14 protein-coding genes and 1 pseudogene are annotated in these 18,049 nt (G+C 70.7%); 6 read left to right on the top strand and 9 right to left on the bottom strand.

The window, feature by feature from the left end; all coding sequences use genetic code 11:
* The first annotated feature begins 59 nt into the window (after positions 1-59).
* Positions 60-944, top strand: coding sequence for a prohibitin family protein (locus OG514_RS11240; RefSeq protein WP_266893470.1), 885 nt, complete (start codon positions 60-62; stop codon positions 942-944).
* Between the two features lie 89 nt (positions 945-1,033).
* Here the strand turns inward: OG514_RS11240 and OG514_RS11235 are convergent, their stop codons facing one another.
* On the bottom strand, positions 1,034-1,708 hold the full coding sequence (locus tag OG514_RS11235) for a Crp/Fnr family transcriptional regulator (RefSeq protein ID WP_015034542.1): 675 nt from the start codon (positions 1,706-1,708) through the stop codon (positions 1,034-1,036).
* A gap of 185 nt (positions 1,709-1,893) precedes the next feature.
* Between OG514_RS11235 and nth the strand changes: the two genes are divergently transcribed.
* From nth to OG514_RS11220, 3 genes are all read left to right on the top strand, one after another.
* Positions 1,894-2,859, top strand: coding sequence for an endonuclease III (gene nth / locus OG514_RS11230; RefSeq protein WP_266893464.1), 966 nt, complete (start codon positions 1,894-1,896; stop codon positions 2,857-2,859).
* Between the two features lie 73 nt (positions 2,860-2,932).
* Positions 2,933-3,637 carry a CoA pyrophosphatase gene (locus tag OG514_RS11225; RefSeq protein WP_266893462.1) on the top strand — a complete coding sequence of 235 codons (705 nt, stop codon included), beginning with the start codon at positions 2,933-2,935 and terminating at the stop codon, positions 3,635-3,637.
* 84 nt (positions 3,638-3,721) lie between these two features.
* Positions 3,722-4,921, top strand: coding sequence for a MarP family serine protease (locus OG514_RS11220; RefSeq protein ID WP_266893460.1), 1,200 nt, complete (start codon positions 3,722-3,724; stop codon positions 4,919-4,921).
* 47 nt (positions 4,922-4,968) lie between these two features.
* Here OG514_RS11220 and OG514_RS11215 read toward each other — a convergent pair whose 3' ends face one another.
* From OG514_RS11215 to OG514_RS11190, 6 genes and pseudogenes are all read right to left on the bottom strand, one after another.
* On the bottom strand, positions 4,969-5,166 hold the full coding sequence (locus OG514_RS11215) for a hypothetical protein (RefSeq protein ID WP_266893458.1): 198 nt from the start codon (positions 5,164-5,166) through the stop codon (positions 4,969-4,971).
* A gap of 190 nt (positions 5,167-5,356) precedes the next feature.
* Complete coding sequence (locus OG514_RS11210; RefSeq protein ID WP_266893456.1) at positions 5,357-6,295, bottom strand: alpha/beta fold hydrolase; 939 nt, start codon at positions 6,293-6,295, stop codon at positions 5,357-5,359.
* On the bottom strand, positions 6,292-6,789 hold the full coding sequence (locus tag OG514_RS11205; RefSeq protein ID WP_266893454.1) for a phage holin family protein: 498 nt from the start codon (positions 6,787-6,789) through the stop codon (positions 6,292-6,294). The genes OG514_RS11210 and OG514_RS11205 overlap by 4 nt, the downstream gene beginning before the upstream one ends.
* 36 nt (positions 6,790-6,825) lie before the next feature.
* Positions 6,826-8,264 (bottom strand): annotated as a pseudogene (gene nhaA / locus OG514_RS11200) (Na+/H+ antiporter NhaA).
* A 198-nt stretch (positions 8,265-8,462) separates the two neighbouring features.
* Positions 8,463-10,418, bottom strand: coding sequence for an acetate--CoA ligase (acs, locus tag OG514_RS11195; protein ID WP_266893452.1), 1,956 nt, complete (start codon positions 10,416-10,418; stop codon positions 8,463-8,465).
* Positions 10,419-10,666: 248 nt separating this feature from the next.
* The gene (locus OG514_RS11190; protein ID WP_266893450.1) at positions 10,667-13,030 is read right to left on the bottom strand and encodes a SulP family inorganic anion transporter; all 2,364 of its coding nucleotides are present in this window, start codon (positions 13,028-13,030) and stop codon (positions 10,667-10,669) included.
* Positions 13,031-13,331: 301 nt separating this feature from the next.
* Between OG514_RS11190 and OG514_RS11185 the strand changes: the two genes are divergently transcribed.
* The gene (locus tag OG514_RS11185; protein ID WP_266893448.1) at positions 13,332-14,645 is read left to right on the top strand and encodes a hypothetical protein; all 1,314 of its coding nucleotides are present in this window, start codon (positions 13,332-13,334) and stop codon (positions 14,643-14,645) included.
* A gap of 16 nt (positions 14,646-14,661) precedes the next feature.
* Here the strand turns inward: OG514_RS11185 and OG514_RS11180 are convergent, their stop codons facing one another.
* The gene (locus tag OG514_RS11180) at positions 14,662-15,645 is read right to left on the bottom strand and encodes an ATP-binding protein (RefSeq protein WP_266893446.1); all 984 of its coding nucleotides are present in this window, start codon (positions 15,643-15,645) and stop codon (positions 14,662-14,664) included.
* Positions 15,646-15,747: 102 nt separating this feature from the next.
* On the opposite strand from OG514_RS11180, the gene OG514_RS11175 reads away from it, so the two are divergent.
* Positions 15,748-16,566: an oxidoreductase gene (locus OG514_RS11175; protein WP_266893444.1), complete on the top strand. Its 819-nt coding sequence runs from the start codon at positions 15,748-15,750 to the stop codon at positions 16,564-16,566.
* 456 nt (positions 16,567-17,022) lie between these two features.
* Here the strand turns inward: OG514_RS11175 and OG514_RS11170 are convergent, their stop codons facing one another.
* A complete protein-coding gene (locus OG514_RS11170; protein WP_266893442.1) occupies positions 17,023-17,889 on the bottom strand; it encodes an HAD-IB family hydrolase in 867 nt (288 codons plus the stop codon).
* Positions 17,890-18,049: the final 160 nt, after the last annotated feature.

The raw sequence follows: 18,049 nt of genomic DNA, 5'->3' as shown, positions 1-18,049 counted from the left end.
GCCTTCCCCCGTGTCTTACGCTCCGCTTATATCTGGCCGTAGCTCTCGGGGGGAAGCCCGTGTTCGTCATCGCCATCCTGCTGGTCATAGCCGCAGTGGTGCTCTTTTTCGTCGGCCGAGCCAACGACTCCAAGGGGCTTAAGTTCGGCGCCCTCGGCGCGGTCCTGGCCGGCCTGTTCTCGCTCATCGTGAGCATGACGTACGTGATCAGCGCGTACGAGGTCGGTGTCCCGGTCGCCTTCGGCAAGGTCGGCTCGCCGATGACCTCGGGCATGCATGTGAAGTCGCCCTTCACCGACGTCACGACCTTCTCGACCCGCCCGGTCGACCTCAACCTCTCCGACAAGGACGTGGTCGAGGTCCGCTCCTCGCAGGGCGGCGTCATGTACGTCGAGGTGACGGTGAAGTGGGCCGTCGTCCCGACCAAGGCCGTGGAGCTCTACAAGCTCGCGGGCAGCGAGGACACCGTGCAGCAGCGGCTCGTCTACCCCGACAGCCGCGAGATCGTCCGTAACGTCTTCGCCCGCTACAGCAGCGAGCAGGGCTACGCCTCCGACCGCGAGAAGATCAACGCCGAGATCGGCACCCTGATCAAGGAGCGCCTGGCCCCGCGCGGCATCGACGTGACCACGGTCAACCTGCGCAACGTGAAGCCCTCGGACTCGCTCCAGGCCCAGATCGACCGGAAGATCCAGCAGCAGCAGGCCACCGAGCGCGCCACCGAGGCCGCCCGCACGGCCAAGGCCGAGGCCGACCGCCGCCGGATCGAGGCGGAGGGCATCGCCCGCGCCAACAAGATCCTCAACGACTCGCTGACGGACCGGGTCCTGATGAACCAGTGCATCGACGCGTTCAAGGAGGCCGCGGCGAAGAACCCGATCTACACCGTGCCCTGCGCGAACGGTTCCTCCGCCCCGGTGATCGTGGACGGCTCCAAGCGCTGATCCTCCCGAGACACGCGAAAGGCCGCCCCGGTCCGTATCGGCCGGGGCGGCCTTTTCACGTACGTACGCGCGGATGTACGCGCGGGTGCCTACCGCGAGCGCTTCGCGAGGCGCTCCACGTCCAGCAGGATCACGGCGCGGGCCTCCAGGCGCAGCCAGCCGCGCTGGGCGAAGTCGGCGAGCGCCTTGTTGACCGTCTCGCGGGAGGCGCCGACCAGCTGGGCCAGCTCCTCCTGGGTGAGGTCGTGGACGACGTGGATGCCCTCCTCCGACTGCACGCCGAAGCGGCGCGACAGGTCGAGGAGGGCGCGGGCGACACGGCCCGGGACGTCGGAGAAGACCAGGTCGGACATCTGGTCGTTGGTCTTGCGCAGCCGGCGGGCGACGGCGCGCAGCAGCGCGGTGGCCACCTCGGGGCGGGCGTTCAGCCAGGGCTGGAGGTCGCCGTGGCCCAGGCCGAGCAGCTTGACCTCGGTCAGCGCCGTCGCCGTCGCGGTGCGCGGGCCCGGGTCGAAGAGCGACAGCTCACCGATGAGCTCACCGGGGCCGAGCACGGCCAGCATGTTCTCCCGGCCGTCGGGGGAGGTGCGGTGCAGCTTCACCTTGCCCTCGGTGACCACGTACAGGCGGTCGCCGGGGTCGCCCTCGTGGAAGAGCGCGTCGCCACGGGCGAGCGTCGCCTCACTCATCGAGGCGCGCAGCTCGGCAGCCTGCTCGTCATCGAGCGCCGCGAAGAGCGGGGCGCGCCGCAGAACGTCGTCCACGAGTTCTCTCCATACTGTCGACCTGCTCAGGGACCTGCGTCCCATGATGCCGGACGTACAAAACAGTGCGATCAATCACAACAAGTTTGACGTACCGAGCCGCCGGTCCGTACGTCAGGGGCCCGATTGGGCTCTGATCGGCCACGCCCGGGGCGGATGTCGGTGGTGGCCCCTAGGCTGGCCGGGTGTCCAACTCGCCGGTGAGAGCGCAGGCCAAGGGGGCTGAAAGAGTGTCGGCCGAAGGTAATTCCGCTGTGGGCGAACGCGGCGTGTCGAAACGGGCGAAAGCCGCAAATCGGAAGCCGGTCGACCCGGCGAAGCCCGTCGGGCCCGCCAAGTCCGCCGAGGCGGCGAAGCCTGCCAAGCCCACGAAGCCCGCCAAGCCCGAGTCGCGGCTCGCGATGGTCCGCAGGGCCCGCAAGATCAACCGTGAGCTGGCCGAGGTCTTTCCGTACGCCCATCCGGAGCTCGACTTCCGCAACCCCTTCGAGCTGCTCGTCGCCACGGTCCTCTCGGCGCAGACCACCGACCTGCGGGTCAACCAGACCACCCCGGCCCTCTTCGCGAAGTACCCCACGCCCGAGGACCTCGCCGCCGCCGTGCCCGAGGAGGTCGAGGAGCTCATCCGCCCCACCGGCTTCTTCCGCGCCAAGACCAAGTCGATCATGGGGCTCGCCACCGCCCTCCGGGACGACTTCGGCGGCGAGGTCCCCGGCCGCCTCGACGACCTCGTCAAACTCCCGGGCGTCGGCCGCAAGACCGCCTTCGTCGTCCTCGGCAACGCCTTCGGGGTCCCCGGAATCACCGTCGACACCCACTTCATGCGGCTCGTCCGGCGCTGGAAGTGGACCGAGCAGGAGGACCCGGTGAAGATCGAGGCGGAGATCGCCGAGATCTTCCCGAAGAGCGAGTGGACGATGCTCTCGCACCGGGTGATCTTCCACGGCCGCCGGATCTGCCACGCCCGCAAGCCGGCCTGCGGCGCCTGCCCGATCACCCACCTCTGCCCCTCGTACGGCGAGGGCGAGACCGACCCCGAGAAGGCGAAGAAGCTGCTCAAGTACGAGATGGGTGGCTTCCCCGGCCAGCGGCTCGACCCGCCGCCCGGCTACCCGGGCCGCCCGGCGCCGCCGCTGGGCGCCGGAGGCTGAGTACGGTCCGTGAGCGTGGACCCACAGGGAACGAACCCGTACATCGATCGCGTTGTGAAACTCGGGGGTGCCAATGACGCGCACTGACGAAGAGATCCACGGGCCCGGCACCGGCGGGCTGCTCAGCAGGGACGGGCTGCCCGACTGGCTCGGTCCCGTCGACCGGGCCGCCCGCACGGTCGAGCCCGAGCAGCTGAGCCGCTTCCTGCCGCCCGAGAGCGGCGCCGGGCGCCAGTCCGCCGTCCTCGTCCTCTTCGGCGAGGGAGAGCGCGGTCCCGAGCTGCTGCTCATGGAGCGGGCCGGCAGCCTCCGCTCGCACGCCGGACAGCCCTCCTTCCCCGGCGGCGCCCTCGACCCCGAGGACGGCGACCCCGCGGACGGCGGGCTGCTGCGCGCCGCCCTGCGCGAGGCACGGGAGGAGACCGGACTCGACCCGGCGGGCGTCCAGCTCTTCGGCGTCCTTCCGCAGCTCTACATCCCGGTCAGCGGCTTCGTCGTCACCCCGGTCCTGGGCTGGTGGCGTAGGCCCAGCCCCGTCGGAGTCGTCGACCCCGGCGAGACCGCCAGGGTCTTCACCGTGCCCGTGGCGGATCTCACGGACCCCGCGAACCGGGTGACCACGGTCCACCCGAGCGGCCACCTGGGCCCCGCGTTCCTGGTCGCCTCCGCTGTGGTCTGGGGTTTTACGGCCGGGGTGATCGACCGGCTCCTGCACTTCTCCGGCTGGGAGCGCCCCTGGGACCGGTCCAAGCAGGTCCCGCTCGACTGGCGCTCATGACAGGCTGAACCCGGTGGACTGGCTGAACCCCGGCGGACCGGCTGATCCCCGGCGACCGGAAACGAATCTGCGAGGCAATTGACGGTGAACGTGCTGGACATCTTGTTGCTGCTCGCCGCCGTGTGGTTCGCGATCATCGGTTACCGCCAGGGCTTCGTGGTCGGCATCCTGTCGGTGATCGGCTTCCTCGGCGGCGGCCTCGTCGCCGTTCTGCTGCTGCCGATCCTCTGGGACCAGCTGACCGACCACAGCGAGGTCTCGACCACGGCGACGGTCGTCTTCGTGATGGTGGTGATCGTCTGTGCCTCCGTCGGCCAGGCCCTCACCACCCACCTCGGCAACAAGCTGCGCCGCCACATCACCTGGTCACCCGCCCGCGCCCTCGACGCCACCGGCGGCGCCCTGGTCAACGTCGTCGCGATGCTGCTCGTGGCCTGGCTGATCGGCTCCGGACTCGCCCGTACCACCATGCCCACCCTGGGCAAGGAGGTGCGGAACTCCAAGGTCCTGCTCGGGGTCGAGCAGGTGATGCCGGATCAGGCGTCGGGCTGGTTCGACGACTTCACGTCCACCCTGGCCCGCAGCGGCTTCCCGCCCGTCTTCAGCCCCTTCGCCAACGAGCCGATCACCCCGGTCACCCCGCCCGACCCGGCGCTCGCCGAGAGCCCGGTCGCGGCCCGCGCCCAGCGCTCGATCGTGAAGGTCGTCGGCACCGCGCAGAGCTGCGGCAAGGTCCTCGAAGGCACCGGATTCGTCTTCGCCGACCGCCGGATCATGACCAACGCCCACGTCGTCGGAGGCGTCGACGAGCCGACCGTCCAGATAGGCGGCGAGGGCAAGCTCTACGACGCCAAGGTCGTCCTCTACGACTGGCAGCGCGACATCGCCGTCCTGGACGTGCCGGACCTCAAGGCCACGCCGCTGACCTTCACCGAAGAGGACGCCCACAGCGGCGACGGCGCGATCGTCGCCGGATTCCCGGAGAACGGCTCGTACGACGTCCGCTCGGCGCGCGTGCGCGGCCGTATCAACGCGGACGGGCCCGACATCTACCGCCGGGGCGATGTGCGCAGGGACGTGTACTCGCTGTACACGACGGTCCGCCAGGGCAACTCCGGCGGCCCGCTCCTCACCGCGGAGGGCAAGGTGTACGGCGTGATCTTCGCCCGCTCCCTCGATGACCCGAACACCGGCTACGCCCTCACGGTCGACGAGATCCGCGAGGACATCGAGCTCGGCATGACCGCCGACCAGCAGGTCGACACCCAGGCCTGCGCTCTGTAGGCCCGGGCCCTCCAGGGCCCGGCCGGCGGATCAGGGTCGGACACTCCCTAGGGGGTGTCGCGGGGGTGTCGGAGCCGGGCCGAGACCCAGCGGGCCCGGCGGCGGAGGATGCGCGAGATCCCCACCCCCTGCGCGGCGTGCGCTCCGCCCGGGTCCGGCGGTCCGGACCCCTCGCGGGAGCCCGGCCCGGCGGCCGAGCGGCGGTTGCGTGCTGTCGTGTCACCGTAGTCGTGCGTCCAGCCCATACTTCGACGTCTGCCCGTGGCCCAAGGTCGGTAACCGCCCGGGGGCCCGCCAATCGGAGTATGCGCGGGGCACATGGCCGTTCGAAGGAAGTCTGTACGCCCCGGAGGGGGCAGAGGGACCGTCAGCCGTCGGACTCGCGGTCGCTCGGCGCTCGGGCCCGCGTCGCTCTCAGTGCTCGGGCCCGGGTCGTCAGCGGTCGGGCTCGGGGTCCTTCAGCCAGTTGACGAGCTCCGTCGAGAAGGCCACCGGGTCCTCCTCGTGCGGGAAGTGACCGAGGCCGTCGAAGAGCCGCCAGCGGTACGGCGCCTCCACGTACTCGCCCGAGCCCGCCGCGCTCCGGGTCCGCATCACCGGGTCGAGGGAGCCGTGCAGGTGCAGCGTCGGCACCCGCACCGGCCGCTTCATGCGCCGGTTGAACTGGATGCCGTCCGGACGGGCCAGGGAGCGGACCATCCAGCGGTACGGCTCGACCGAGCAGTGCGCCGTCGACGGGATCAGCATCGCCCGCCGGTACACCTCGATCGCCGCCTCCTCCGAGGGGCGGACGGGCTGCGGCCCCGACCAGTCCCGGATCAGCTCGCCCACGAGCTCCGCGTCGTCCGCGACGAGCTGACGCTCCGGCAGCCACGGCCGCTGGAAGCCCCAGATGTGCGAACCGGCCCGCGACTGGGCGAAGTCGGAGAGCATCGCCGAACGCCAGCGGCGCGGGTGCGGCATCGAGGAGACCACGAGCCGGCGCACCAGCTTGGGCCGCATCACGGCCGCCGTCCAGGCGAGATAGCCGCCCAGGTCGTGCCCGACGAGCGCCGCGTCCGGCTCGCCCAGGGAGCGGATGACACCGGTGACGTCGAGGGCCAGGTTGGCGGGGTCGTAACCCCGGGGGGTGCGGTCGCTGCCGCCGACCCCGCGCAGGTCCATCGCGACGGCCCGGAAACCGGCCTCGGCGAGGACGGGCAGCTGATGGCGCCAGGTCCACCAGAACTGCGGGAAACCGTGCAGGAGCAGCACCAGCGGGCCGTCGCCCATCTCGGCGATGTGGAAACGGGCGCCGTTGGCGGCCACGTCGCGATGGGTCCACGGCCCGTCCAGCCGGACGGGCCCGCCGTTGCTGCTCTCGGGGAGGGTCATACGGACGAGCGTGCCACAGCGGAGGACTGGTCCAGCGCCTTGTCCAGTGCCTTGGCCGCCTCCGGACGCGGGTGCGGCTTGACCGTGGAGAGCACGGCGGCCGTCTGCTTGGCCGAGGCGATGGACTTCTCCGGCGGCTTGACCTTCTTGAACTTGGCGTACGCGAGGAGCCCGAGCAGCCCCGCGACCAGCACGTTGAAGGCGAAGGACAGCAGGAAGCACCAGACGAGGTTCCAGCCCCCGTTTCCGTTGTGCCCGCCGGTCCAGGTGTTGATGGCGTACGCGAGCGCGAAGCTCAGCATCGGCAGCGAGAACAGCAGCACGACCGCGGCCGCGATGCCGGCCGCGCTTCCGATCACACCGCGCTTGACGTCCTGTCGGATCTCGGCCTTGGCCAGGGCGAGCTCGTCGTGCACCAGCGCGGACATCTCGGCGGTCGCCGAGGCGACCAGCTGACCGAGGCTGCGCTCGGCTCCGTCGTACGGGTCGCTCATCGCTGCTCCCTCTCCTCTTCTACAGTCCGACTCAGATCATGCCGGACGGTCGGCTCCGTCGCGCGGTGCCCCCGCCAGTTGGGCGCGCTCGCGGTGCTCGGCGGCCTTCTTCTCGTAGATCTCGGCCATCCGGAGGTGGTACGCCGGGTTGTCCTGCTCGTAGATGTCGGGGATGCCGTCGTGGTCGTCGTCGCGCTCCTCGTCGGAGACGAGGGCCTGGTACTTCCGTACCCGCAGCTTCAGCAGGACGGAGGCGAGGACGGCCGCGATGAGCGAGCCGATGAGGACCGCGGCCTTCACCTCGTCGGTCAGGACCTCGTCCCCTGCGAAGGCGAGCTCCCCGATGAGCAGCGAGACGGTGAAGCCGATGCCGGCGAGGGTGGCGACGGCGAAGACGTCCGGCCAGGCCAGGTCGGGGTTGAGTTCCGCCTTGGTGAAGCGGGCGGCGAGCCAGGTGCCGCCGAAGATGCCGATCGCCTTGCCGACGACGAGCCCGAGGACGACGCCGAGGGTGACGGGCTGGGTGAACACGTCGTGGATCGCGCCGCCGGAGATGCTCACCCCGGCGGAGAAGAGCGCGAACAGGGGCACGGCGAGGCCGGCCGAGATCGGGCGGACGAGGTGCTCGATGTGCTCGCCGGGGGAGTGCTTCTCGCCTTCCCGGGTGGTGCAGCGCAGCATCAGGCCCATGGCGACACCGGCGATGGTGGCGTGGACGCCGCTGTTGTACATCAGGCCCCAGACGACCAGGGCCAGCGGGACGTACACGTACCAGCCGCGGACCTCCTTGCGGAGGAGCACCCAGAAGAGGACGAGTCCGGCGACGGCGCCGCCGAGCGCGGCGAAGTTCAGGTCGCTGGTGAAGAAGATCGCGATGATCAGGATCGCGAAGAGGTCGTCGACGACGGCGAGGGTGAGCAGGAAGGCGCGCAGGGCGGAGGGCAGCGAGGTGCCGATGACGGCGAGGACGGCGAGCGCGAAGGCGATGTCGGTCGCGGTGGGGACGGCCCAGCCGTCCATGGAGCCGTTGCCGACGGCATTGACCAGGACGTAGACGAGGGCGGGCGCGGCCATGCCGCAGAGGGCGGCGATGACGGGGAGTGCGGCGGCCTTGGGGTCGCGCAGTTCGCCCGCGACGAGCTCGCGCTTGAGCTCGATGCCGGCGACGAAGAAGAAGACCGCGAGGAGGCCGTCGGCGGCCCAGTGCTGGATCGACAGGTCGAGGCCGAGGGCGGCGGGTCCTATGTGGAAGTCGCTGACGGTTTCGTAGCTGTCGCTCAGCGGGGTGTTGGCCCACACGAGGGCGGCGACGGCGGCGACGAGGAGCAGGATGCCGCCGACGGTCTCGGTGCGCAGCGCGTCGGCGATGTACTGCCGCTCGGGCAGCGAGAGACGGCCGAGGAACTTGCGGTTGGTGGGTGCGGGCGCGGCCACGTGGGGAAAACCTCCGGTCGGGTGGGCAGGACTGAGCACATGCCGACCAGACTTCCCGGCGCACCTAGGTTTTCTTGTCGCGTCGTTGACGCGGTCCTTACTTTACCTAACGAGCGTGGGGCGTGTCCGGCGAGATTCACTTTAGGGATGTTTGCGTCTTTCGTCCCTTCGGAAGAGGGCAAGCGGAACGCCCGCCCCGAGTGGACCGGGGCGGGCGTTCCGCGTCGTACGGGCCGGGCTCAGTCCTCGCTGGAGGCGGCCGGCAGCTGGGTCTGGATGAGCGACATGACCGAGGAGTCGGTCAGGGTCGTGACGTCGCCCAGCTCGCGGTTCTCCGCCACGTCGCGCAGCAGACGGCGCATGATCTTGCCCGAGCGGGTCTTCGGCAGCTCGGCCACCGGCAGGACCCGCTTCGGCTTGGCGATCGGGCCGAGGGTCGCGCCGACGTGGTTGCGCAGCTCGGCGACCAGGTTCTCGTCCTCGCTCGCCGTGCCGCGCAGGATCACGAAGGCGACGATGGCCTGACCGGTCGTCTCGTCGGCGGCGCCGACGACGGCCGCCTCGGCGACGGCCGGGTGCGAGACGAGGGCCGATTCGACCTCGGTGGTCGAGATGTTGTGACCGGAGACGAGCATGACGTCGTCGACCCGGCCGAGCAGCCAGATGTCGCCGTCCTCGTCCTTCTTGGCCCCGTCACCGGCGAAGTACTTGCCCTCGAAGCGGGACCAGTACGTGTCGATGTAGCGCTGGTCGTCGCCCCAGATGGTGCGGAGCATCGACGGCCACGGCTCGGTGAGGACCAGGTAGCCACCGCCGCCGTTCGGCACCTCGTTGGCCTCGTCGTCGACGACGGTCGCGGCGATGCCCGGCAGCGGGCGCTGGGCGGAGCCCGGCTTGGTCTCGGTGACGCCCGGCAGCGGCGAGATCATCATCGCGCCGGTCTCGGTCTGCCACCAGGTGTCCACGATCGGGGTCTTGTTCGCGCCGATGTGCTCGCGGTACCAGACCCAGGCCTCGGGGTTGATCGGCTCGCCGACCGAGCCGAGGACGCGGAGGCTGGACAGGTCGAACTTCGCGGGGATGTCGTCGCCCCACTTCATGAACGTGCGGATCGCGGTCGGCGCCGTGTAGAGGATCGTGACGCCGTACTTCTGCACGATCTCCCAGAACCGCCCCTGGTGCGGGGTGTCCGGGGTGCCCTCGTACATGACCTGCGTCGCGCCGTTGGCCAGCGGGCCGTAGACGATGTACGAGTGCCCGGTGACCCAGCCGATGTCGGCGGTGCACCAGTAGACGTCGCTCTCCGGCTTGAGGTCGAAGACGGCGTGGTGGGTGTACGCGGCCTGGGTGAGGTAGCCGCCGGAGGTGTGCAGGATGCCCTTCGGCTTCCCGGTGGTGCCGGAGGTGTAGAGGATGAAGAGCGGGTGCTCCGCCTCGAAGGCCTCCGGGGTGTGCTCGGCGGACTGGCGGGCGACGATGTCGTCCCACCACACGTCGCGGCCCTCGGTGAAGGCGGTCTCCTGGCCCGTACGGCGGACCACGAGCACGTGCTCGACCTGCGGGCACTTGGCGACGGCCTCGTCGATGGCCGGCTTGAGGGCGCTCGGCTTGCCACGGCGGTAGCCGCCGTCGGCGGTGACGACCAGCTTGGCGTCGGCGTCCTGGATGCGGGAGGCGACGGCGTCGGCCGAGAAGCCGCCGAAGACCACCGAGTGGGCGGCGCCGACGCGGGCGCAGGCCAGCATCGTGATGGCCGCCTCGGGGATCATCGGCAGGTAGACGGCGACGCGGTCGCCCTTCCGGACGCCCAGCTCGGTCAGGGCGTTGGCCGCCTTGGAGACCTCGTCCTTGAGCTCGGCGTAGGTGATCGAGCGGCTGTCGCCGGGCTCGCCCTCGAAGTGGATGGCGACCCGGTCGCCGTTCCCGGCCTCGACGTGCCGGTCGACGCAGTTGTACGCGACGTTCAGCTCACCGTCCGCGAACCACTTGGCGAACGGCGGGTTCGACCAGTCGAGGGTCTCGGTCGGCTCGGTGGCCCAGGTCAGGCGCTTGGCCTGCTCGGCCCAGAAGCCCAGCCTGTCCGCCTTGGCCTGCTCGTACGCCTCCGCCGTCACGTTGGCGTGCGCGGCCAGCTCGGCGGGCGGCGAAAATCGACGCTCTTCCCGAAGCAGATTGGCCAGGCTTTCGTTGCTCACGACATCTCCCTTTCCCAGGGCGTCCTCTGTGCGTATGTGTCCCGCGTCATAGCTCATCAGGCGGAGGCCCGGGTGACAAGAGCCTCCAGGCAATTGGTTTAGACCTGTGAGCCGTCCGACGTGCGGGGGCCCCTTCTTCCCGAGCGGTGGGAGAAGGGGCCACACAGTCTCACGGACGGGGGGAACGGAAGGTTCAGGACGCGCGGCCCTGTCTCGACGACGCCGGGTTTCAGGACGCGCGCGCCGTTTCAGGACGCGTGGGCCGCTTCCAACGGCTCCGTCGGCATGACCTGGGTGAAGACGTCGTCGAAGCTGTGCACCTCGTCCGTCCCGGAGAGCAGATACGCCTGCGCCTCGCCCACGTGGAAGTACACGCCGTGCAGCGTGAGCGTGCCCTCGGCGAGCCGCCGCGCCACCGGCTCGTACGCCCGCAGGTGTTCCAGCTGCTGGACCACGTTGGTCAGACAGAGCTGCTCGACCGCGTCGGCCGGAAGCCGCCCGGAGATCCGGGCCCAGGCGTGTCTCCGGCTGGCCATCCGCTCCAGGCTGGGCCGGCCGTGGCGCAGCCAGCGCCGGAGCGGGGTCGGCGGGTCGTCGGGGCCGGCGTTCAGAAGGGCCTGCATCGCACCGCAGCCGGAGTGGCCGCAGACGGTGATCGACTCGACCCGCAGCACGTCCACGGCGTACTCGATCGCCGCCGCCACCGAATCGTCGCCGCTCTCCTCGCCGGGGAGGGGGACGAGGTTGCCGACGTTGCGCACGGTGAAGAGGTCGCCCGGGCCGCTCGACGTGATCATGCTCGTGACCAGCCGGGAGTCGGCGCAGGTCAGGAAGAGCTGGGAGGGCGTCTGGCCCTCCCTCGCGAGCCGCGCCAGTTCGTCCCGCACGAGCGGGGCCGTGTTCCGCTGGAACTTGCCGATGCCGCTGGCCAGCTTCAGACCCGTCGTACGAGGGGTGTCGACGGCCTCCTCGGGCCGGTCGGCCGGCTGCTCGCCGCACTGGTGGTTGTGCCACGGGGTCCAGGGCCTGCAGCACGCGTGCGCGGCGGCGGCCGAGGCGGTCGCGGGGGCGGGCTCGGCGATACGGGCACCGGAGGGCCCGGTCGTCTCGACCGTGCCGCCGTGGGCGAGGTGCCCGGCTGTCCAGTCGCTCAGCGTCTCGTAGGCGGCGTGGTCCATGAAGGAGCCGTCCAGCTCGACCACCACATCGGAGCCGTGGGGCAGTTGGTGCAGGGCGCGGCTCAGCCGGGGGACGGCGAGGAAGGTCAACTGGCCCCGGACGTGCAGCAGGTGGCGCCCGTCCCGCTCCTCGCGGGTGATCCGGGTGCGGGTGAGCCGGTGCAGGGCGACCGCGATGGCCACGGCGATGCCGAGGGCGACGCCCTCCAGGATGCCGACGAGGACGACGCCGGACAGCGTCACCGCGTAGACGACGACCTCGCGGTGCCGGGTGACGGTACGGATGTGGGTGATGCTGACCATCTGGATGCCGACCACCATGACCAGGGCGGCGAGCGCGGGCAGCGGGATCAGGTCGAGTACGGGCACCAGCAGCAGGGCCGCGAGCACGATCCACAGGCCGTGCAGCATCGTGGAGGCGCGGCTCACCGCGCCCGCCGACACATTGGCGACGCTTCGGACGGCGACTCCGGCGACCGGCAGCCCGCCGAGCGCCCCGGAGACCACGTTGGCAGCGCCCTGACCTGCGAGTTCGCGGTCGAGGCCGGAGCGCGGGACGCCTCGGCCGCCGTCCGGGCGGGCGGCGATCAGCTTGTCGACCGCGACGGCGGAGAGCAGCGACTGCACGCTGGTGACCAGGGTGATCGTCAGCACCCCGGCTGCGATGCCGAGCACCGGGCCCTCGGGCAGGCCGGGCAGGGCGTGGCTGCTCCAGGAGGGCAGGTCGACATGCGGGACGGCGAGACCGGCGACCGCGGCCACCGCCGTCGCCCCGGTCACCGCGACCAGCGCGGCCGGGACCTTCCGTACGAGCTTCCCGGCCCGGCCGGGCAGCCGGGGCCAGCACAGGAGTACGGCCACGGTGAGGGCGCTGATGCCGAGCGCCGCCGGGTGGGTGTGCGCCAACTGGGCGGGCAGGCCGAGGACGTTGTCGACGGCGGAGCTCTGCGGGGTGCCGCCGAGCACGATGTGGAGCTGGGCGAGTGCGATGGTGACGCCGATGCCGGCCAGCATCCCGTGCACGATCGCGGGTGAGACGGCGAGTGCCGAGCGGGCCACCCGGAGGGCGGACAGGCCGAGCTGGACGAGCCCGGCGAGCACGGTGATGGCGCAGGTGGTGCGCCAGCCGTACAGCTGGATGAGCTCGGCGGTCACCACGGTGAGACCGGCGGCGGGGCCGCTCACCTGGAGCGGGGAGCCGCCGAACCGGCCGGCCACCAGACCGCCTGCGGCGGCGGCGACCAGGCCGGACTGGAGCGGGGCTCCCGTGGCGAGCGCGATGCCGAGCGAGAGCGGCAGCGCGATCAGGAAGACGGCGACGGAGGCGGACAGATCGGCGCCGGGGATGCGGAAGCGGCGCGGCGGCTCCGGCGGGCTGTGGGGCCGCTGGACTCGGGGCCGGTTGGTTGTGCGGGCAGGGGTGCAGAGGGTCATTCCCGTCTCCTCCGGGGCAGCGCGGTCGCGGTTCGTGCGGAACGAACGTGGGGGGCTCGCGGCCGTGGGTCACGGCGTGCAGCGGCGGGATTCCCGGCGGGATCCCGCGGGGCGAGGATCAACGCTCGGTAAATGGATCGTAATGGAGAGTAAAGTCTCCGGCATTATTTTCGGGGCAAACGGGGCAAAGATTCACCGGTTCCGGTGAAGGGTGAACGGATTGCCGCTTGTCGTTTCATCACCACGGTCGTCGCGGTGCGACGTTGACGCCGCCCGTACGGAACCGAGGAGAGGTGGGCGGATGACAGCCGCCGGGAGAAGGACCACTGCCCAGAGGAAGACGCTCGCCGCCGGCGCCCTCGTCGTCGCCCTGATCACCGGCCTCGCCGGCTGCTCGGGCTCCGACGGCGGCGCCACGAAGGGCGCGCAGGGCGGTGCGGGCACCAAGAAGGGACCGGCCGCCGCCCCGCCGAACGCGGTCCGCCTGATCGGCGACGGCTCCACGGCCTCCACCGGAGCCCAGCCCCACCAGCCCGTCTGGCAGCGCCTCAAGCCGGGCGAGACCCCGCCGCAGTTCGTCGTCTTCTCGTGGGACGGCGCCGGCGAGGACAGCCAGAAGCTCTTCTCCCACTTCCGCACGGTGGGCAAGAAGTACGACGCCACGATGACGTACTTCCTCAGCGGTGTGTACCTGCTGCCCGAGGAGAAGCGGGAGCTCTACGACCCGCCGCAGCACAGCGCGGGGCGCTCCGACATCGGCTTCAACGACACCGAGGGCATCCGTGCCACCGTCCGCGAACTGCGCGGGGCGTGGCAGGAGGGCAACGAGATCGGCACCCACTTCAACGGGCACTTCTGCGGGGCCGACGGCGGCGTCGGGACCTGGTCCGTCGAGGAGTGGAAGAGCGAGATCAAGCAGGCGAAGTCCTTCGTCAAGAACTGGAAGACCAACTCGGGCCTGCGCGCGGAGCAGCCGCTGCCCTTCGACTACGACAAGGAACTCGTCGGCGCCCGCACCCCCTGCCTCGAAGGCCGGAAGAACTTCGTCCAGGCGGCGGCGGAGTTGGGCTTCCGCTACGACACCAGCGGCGTCAACGACCAGATCTGGCCCAAGAAGGACCTGGGCCTGTGGGACCTGTCGCTCCAGCTCGTGCCGATGCCGGGCCGCGCCTTCCAGACGCTGTCCATGGACTACAACTTCCTGGTCAACCAGTCGCCGGGCACCACCCAGGGCGCGCCGTCCCAGCGCGAGTACTGGGGCAACCAGATGCGGGACGGCCTGGTGCAGGCCTTCGAGCGCTCCTACCGGGGCAACCGCGCGCCCCTCATCATCGGCAACCACTTCGAGTCCTGGAACGGTGGCACGTACATGCGGGCCGTCGAGGAGACCATCGCCACGGTCTGCGTGCAGAAGGACGTCAAGTGCGTCTCCTTCCGGCAGCTCGCCGACTGGCTCGACGCCCAGGACCCCGACGTCATCGCCAAGATGCGCACCCTGAAGGTCGGCGAGACCCCGGCGGCCGGCTGGAAGGCCTTCCTCGCCCCCCAGCCGGCGGCCCCGGCCGCCCCCGCCGGAGCCCCGGCGGCAGGCGCCAAGCAGGCCGAACGGCACTGAGCCTTCGGCCGGGCCGTCAGCCGAGCCTTACGGCCATCGGCTCGCCGAGAACGAAATCGGGGTCGACCTGGGCAGCCAGGTCGGCCCCCGTTTTGGCGTTGCCCCAGCTCTCCGCGTTGCGCAGGTGGAAGTGGACCATCTGGCGGGTGTAGCGGTCCCAGTCGCGGTCGGCGTACGAGTCGTCCGCCGCGTTCTGGAGGGCCTGGAGCGACATCCGGTTCTCCGCTTCCAGGAGCTCGAAGCGGGGCGGGCGGCCCTTCTCCATCGCGCGGACCCAGTCCGAGTGGCCGACCGTCACGAGCAGGTCGTCGCCGACCTCCGCGCGCAGGAAGTCGAGGTCGTCCTGGCCCTGCACCTTGTTGCCGACGACCTTGAGCGCGACACCGAAGTCCCGCGCGTACTCCTTGTACTGGCGGTAGACCGAGATGCCCTTGCGGGTCGGCTCGGCGACCAGGAAGGTCATGTCGAAGCGGGTGAAGAGGCCCGAGGCGAAGGAGTCCGAGCCGGCGGTCATGTCGACGACCACGTACTCGTCGGCGCCGTCGACCAGATGGTTCAGGCAGATCTCCACCGCTCCGACCTTGGAGTGGTAGCAGGAGACCCCGAGGTCCGACTCCGTGAAGGGGCCGGTCGCCATCAGGCGGATGTCGCCGTCGTCGAGCGGGACCGTCCGCGCGCAGGCCTCGTAGACCGGGTTCTCCTCGCGGACCCTCAGGAGCCGCGACCCCTCCCCGGGCGGTGTCGTCTTGATCATCGTGTCGGCGGAGGCGATCCGCGGGTTGCTGCCCCGCAGGTACTCCTTGATGAGCGGCAGGTGCGCGCCCATCGCGGGCAGCGCGGCGGCCTCCGCGTCCGGCAGGCCGAGCGCGGAGCCGAGGTGCTGGTTGATGTCGGCGTCGACGGCTACGACCGGGGCTTCGTTGGCGGCGAGGTGGCGGATGAAGAGCGAGGACAGCGTGGTCTTGCCGCTGCCGCCCTTCCCCACGAAAGCGATCTTCATGTTCACCTAGGGTAGTGGTATGAACGCGTTGCGTGGTCGAGATGCGTGAAGAAGACCACTCCATCGTGGGGCGGGCCCCCGGGGCGCGTAGCCTCCCTACTTATGAGTACGCACGCCTCTGACCCCCTGGCCGCACTCGGCTCCCTGCCGGGCGTCGCCGACGCGGTGGACTCCGTACGCAAGGCCGTCGACCGGGTCTACGGCCACCGCGTGATGCGGCGCCGCAGCAACGAGATCTCCTCCGAGGCGGCCCTGCGCGGCGCGCGCGGCTCGGCCGCCCTGTCCGGGGCCGACTGGGCCCTCGAAGAGGTTCGCCGACGCAGCGACTTCAGCGCCGACCCCGAGGCCCGCACGGTCGGTGCCGCCCTGCGGCTCGGCGCCGAGGCAGGACAGCTGCTCTCCATCTGGCGCCAGTCGCCGCTGCGGGTGCTCGCCCGGCTCCACCTGGTCGCCGCGGGCGACCCGGGTGAGTCGGTGGGGCGGCCCCGGCTGGACGGCGAGACGGTCGACGAACCACTGGTCACGGCTCCGGTGCCGTCGCCCGCCGAGGTCGCGGGCCGCCTCGACGGCCTGGCGGAACTGATCGTCGCCGGCGGCGAGGCCCCCGCGCTCGTGACGGCCGCCGTGGTCCACGGAGAGCTGCTCGCGCTGCGCCCCTTCACCTCGTACAACGGCCTGGTCGCGCGGGCGGCGGAGCGGATCGCGCTGATTGGCAGCGGTCTCGACCCCAAGGCGATCTGCCCGGCGGAGGTGGGGCACGCGGAGCAGGGACGGGCCGCGTACCTCGCCGCGTTCGAGGGATACCTGTCGGGGACCCCGGAGGGTGTGGGCGGCTGGATCGCGCACTGCGGGCGCTCGGTCGAGCTGGGCGTCCGGGAGTCGACGGCTGTCTGCGAGGCGCTGCAGCGCGGCGCGGCCTGAATCGCCGCGACTCGGTACGAACAAGCGCGAACCGGCCTGAATCGGCACGACTCGATACGGACATACGCGGCGCGGTCTGAATCGGCGCGGCAGGGTCTGAATCAGCGCGGCGCGGTCTGAATCGCGGCCTCGGGCAAACGAATCCGGGCCCCTCGCGGGGCCCGGAACGGGTTGCGGCGGCACCAGTTCTGGTACCGCCGCTGGCACGTCTACCCAGTTACCATGCGTCCTCGAATATGTGCCCATCAGGCCGGGAACTTTGCCCGTGGCCTGGTGCGGCTGGCCCGTAATCGACGGGTCGACGTCGCGTGGGTGCTCGGTTTCTGTGCTAGGTCCGTGGGGCCTTCATGCTCAACAGGTGATCCTCTCGGATGTCCTCGGTCTCGCGGGCCTGATTCCTTTCTACTCCTGTCGGGGTAGAAGCGAAAGTGCTGGCTCCACTTCTCTGCTCATTGCTCAAATTCGGGCAAAGTCATCCGCGAGCCGATGGGCGAGTGCGGCCTGCCGCCGCCGGGCGGCGTACCAGACGAGTCCTGCCCCGACGGCCGCCGCACCCACAGCCGCCGCGGCGACGAGCGTGGGGCGGGGTGGCATCCGGAATTCGGGCAGCCGCTGCTTGAGCCGAACGGGCTTCTCGAAGGCGAGAACTGGCCATTCCCGCGCCGCCGCCTCCCGGCGCAGCGCCCGGTCCGGGTTGACCGCGTACGGGTGGCCGACGGCCTCCAGCATGGGGATGTCGGTTGCCGAATCGCTGTACGCGTAGCAGCGGGCGAGGTCGTAGCCCTCCGACTTCGCGAGCTCCCGGACGGCCTCGGCCTTCGTCGGCCCGTAGGCGTAGTACTCCACCTCACCGGTGAAGCAGCCGTCCTCGCCGACCACCATCCGGGTGGCGACGACCCGGTCGGCTCCGAGCATCTCGCCGATCGGCTCGACGACCTCGGCGCCGGAGGTCGAGACGATCACGACGTCGCGGCCGGCGGCGTGGTGATCCTCGATCAGGGAGGCGGCCTCGTCGTAGATGATCGGGTCGATCAGGTCGTGAAGGGTCTCGGCGACGAGCTCCTTCACCTGGGCCACGTTCCAGCCTTTGCAGAGCGCGGAAAGATATTCGCGCATCCGCTCCATCTGGTCGTGATCGGCCCCACCTGCCAGGAAGACGAACTGGATGTACGCCGTCCGCAGGGCGGCGCGGCGGCTGATCAGTCCGCCCCGGTAGAAGGACTTGCTGAAGGTGAGCGTCGAGGACTTCGCAATGACCGTCTTGTCCAGGTCAAAGAAGGCGGCTGTGCGCGGCAAGGAGTGGTTTTCCACAAGCCTGAGCATAGGTGCCCGCCATTCGGCGTACGCTGGGGCGCGTGGGTTTGCCTGAGAAGGCTCTCGGGTACACCATGGAAGTCACGGATCGTTCGCGACCGTGCTAACCCGGTCCGGCTCCTCCCCCCCCGAGTCGGCCGGAAAGACGACCCCCGCTCTCCCCCCCGGC

It is taken from the genome of Streptomyces sp. NBC_00572, assembly GCF_026341815.1.
Classification (GTDB): domain Bacteria; phylum Actinomycetota; class Actinomycetes; order Streptomycetales; family Streptomycetaceae; genus Streptomyces.
The sequence above is the reverse complement of the archived record's forward strand: the minus strand, read 5'-3'. Positions and strand labels throughout refer to the sequence as shown.